General features: G+C 35.8%; 3 protein-coding genes and 1 tRNA gene. All 4 read left to right on the top strand.

The features are described 5' to 3' along the window. On the top strand, nucleotides 1-1215 hold a 1215-nt coding region (locus BG20_RS00020; protein ID WP_010189352.1), incomplete at its 5' end, for a 2-alkenal reductase. Between the two features lie 78 nt (nucleotides 1216-1293). Beyond that, a tRNA-Met gene (locus tag BG20_RS00015) sits at nucleotides 1294-1409 on the top strand. A gap of 79 nt (nucleotides 1410-1488) precedes the next feature. Then, nucleotides 1489-2724, top strand: coding sequence for a hypothetical protein (locus BG20_RS11560; RefSeq protein WP_010189350.1), 1236 nt, complete (start codon nucleotides 1489-1491; stop codon nucleotides 2722-2724). Nucleotides 2725-2852: 128 nt separating this feature from the next. Beyond that, the coding region (locus tag BG20_RS00005) for a hypothetical protein (RefSeq protein WP_048096909.1) at nucleotides 2853-3077 on the top strand (225 nt) is incomplete at its 3' end.

Raw genomic sequence — 3077 nt, 5'->3', positions numbered from 1 at the left:
GATCATCCTCTAAGAGGAAGATGGAAACCACGCATTACTGCAAAAGACGTTACACTAAATCTAGGTAAAGAGGCCAAAGTTCCAGAAGGCAATTGGGGGAAAATTGTTCACGATAATGATTCAATGTGGTTAGCTGGTTGGACAGATTATCTAACTGAGAAAAGAAAGTATGTTTGGCTTGCAGATACTGCAGGATTAAAACAAGACAGAGACAAGGCAAAATACGAAAAGGCAGTCAAACTATCAAAAGAGATCGAAAAGATAAAAGAAAGAATTGTAAAAGACATGAAAAACAAGGATCCTAAAATCAGCAGGATTGCAACTGTGTGTTATTTGATTTACAGAACTGCTATGAGGGTAGGAGACGAAAAAGATCCAGATGAGGCAGATACAGTGGGTGCTACCACATTAAGAAAAGAGCACATCAACATTACAGATGATGCAATTGAATTTGATTTCTTGGGAAAAGACAGTGTAAGATGGCAGGAGACAGTAAAGGCAGAGGGAAACGACAAACAATTCCAAGAGAATCTTAAAAAATTAATACAGAACAAAAAACCCAAAGACGAAATTTTTGAAGACATTACATCCAGACACGTTAATGCGTATTATTCTAGCATTGTTAGTGGATTAACTGCCAAAGTTTTCAGAACATATCTTGCAACTACAATGGTGAAAAATTATCTCAAAGAGCATGACAATGTAAAGAGTAAGACACCAAATGAAAAACTATACCATGCAAAACTGGCAAACCTAGAAGCAGCTATAATGTGTAATCATAAAAGAACCATACCAAAAACCTATGAAGATACACTTGAAAATAAAAGACAGACACTAAAGAACATAAGTAAAGACCAACCATGGACTAAAACTCTAGAAGCATTAAAGAAAGCAGAGTCGATGGAAGCAAAGACAGACGCTCAAAAAAAGAATAAAGCAAAAAAGATCAAGACACTAAATGAGCAAATCAAAAAACAAAAAGAGAAGCACAAAGAAAGAGTTGAAAAATTGCAATTACAAATTGACTTGTCTGAAAAGACCAAAGATTACAACTTGGGAACATCATTGAGAAACTATATCGATCCACGTATTTTCAAAGCATGGACTGACGAAGTTGGCGTAGAATGGGAGAAACTATACACTGCTGCATTGCAGAAGAAATTCCTGTGGGTTCAAAACGAAAAAGTTAGCTGGACAGAATTAGCAAAGCAATAAAATTCACTTAGAGGTCCAAAAGCCATTCAAATCATCATACGTAGCATTTAATTTCTCAAATTATTTGAAATACATCATGCCGGGGTAGCTCAGCCTGGTTAGAGTGCCAGTTAATTGGTAAACTCTATCCGGTTCTTCCAAAAAAGGCAATACTCATAATCTGGAGGTCGTGGGTTCGAAACCCATCCCCGGCACACACAAATTAGTTTAAGATCACCATGTTTGGGTCATAAGATATTAAGGAAATACTTTCACAAACCAAGACAATGGGTTATGAAAGATTTTCACTTGTTTTTAGTTAGTATGATATTTGTTGCCATATTTTCAGCTAACTCAGCCAATGCTGAGCAGTACTGCTCAGATGGATGTTCAACAAAACCACACTTGCCTGACAAGGAAAAGCCATCAGTAAGAATAGAATTTAACAGTCCAACATATAGCTGGTCTAGTGGTATCTTTATCAATATTGAGGCACCAAGTTGGAATACAGATAAAAACAAATTAGATGTAATAGGAGATGATCCACAACACTCAATTCGCATTAGTACAAAAAACCATTCAATTGAACCATTTCCATTTATAGAGACTGATCCTGATAGTGGGAAATTTTATGCCCAACTAAGGTGCACAGGATTTTCACATGATGCGGATGGGGATGGATTACCAGAGATGCAACCCTTGACATTTTGGGTTAGTTCAAAAATGTCAGCAATAGAATGCGGTAGGGATGATGCAATCACAGTATCATTCAAAGTAACTGATGATTTGACAATAACAAAGTCTGCAATAATAAAATGGAATGTAGGTCAAGTAAAATTTGACAAACCAATCTATCAGACTAGCGATGTTGTAGAGGTTATTGTAACTGATCCGGACATGACATTGCTGCCGTTTCCACCACTTGCTACTCGTTCAGCAGTTAAAGTAAGTGTTTATTCAGATTCAGATAGTTCTGGAACCATTGTAACTGCAATGGAGACTGGACTAAATAGCGGAGTGTTTGTCGGTCATGTTACACTATCAACAAAGGACAGCTCAAATGCAGACAGATTGCATGTTTTACCTGGCGGCAATATTTTTGTAAAATATATTGACGGCACTCTTCCAAAACCATATTCACTCAAGGATACCAAAGACATCATAGCACAAGCAGTAATTGAAAAATCTGGAATAGATTCCAAGCCAATACTAGTTGAAGGTATTTGGATTCAAAATAAACTACCCGTCATTCAGGGAAGCAATGCAAGCATTTTGGCAAATTTGGTAAATTACAGGGACCAAAATCAGGACTATACGTGCTTTATCAAGATAATAAACGAGGATGGAATTATCACAAGCCTATCTTGGATGTCAGGTGTAATACAGCCAAATACCAAGGCGCAGGTAATCAAATCAATTCCAACTAATACCACAGGCACATTTTATGCTGAAATTTACTTTTGGGATTCTATATTAGACGCCAACCCAATCTCAGAAAAACACCACATGGAATTTACGATATCTAAATGACCACTGTTTAACAGTAAATACCAATTATTTCCAATATAGGCAGACATATTCCATTAACATATGAATAAGGAATATGATTTTATGAAAATGTTAAGATTATTAAATCAGTATATTGGTGGGATTCTGCTTTGAATGCCTTTGATTACTTTGTGTTTTACTTTATCATAAAGCATGATGATTCAAAACAGATCGAGGTACAGGAATTACAAAACGAATTAGAGTCTACATACAACAACGGATCGACGAAAAATCCTTCAGAAATTTTTCAAAAATATTCTAATGAGATAAAAACGATTAGAGAAAAAGCAAAAAATGTTTTTGAGGTTGTATCATCTACTAGAAATACAGTAAAG

It is taken from the genome of Candidatus Nitrosarchaeum limnium BG20 (genome assembly GCF_000241145.1).
In the GTDB taxonomy this organism is placed as follows: domain Archaea; phylum Thermoproteota; class Nitrososphaeria; order Nitrososphaerales; family Nitrosopumilaceae; genus Nitrosarchaeum; species Nitrosarchaeum limnae.
Note: the sequence above shows the minus strand (reverse complement) of the source record. Positions and strands in the feature narration are given on the sequence as shown.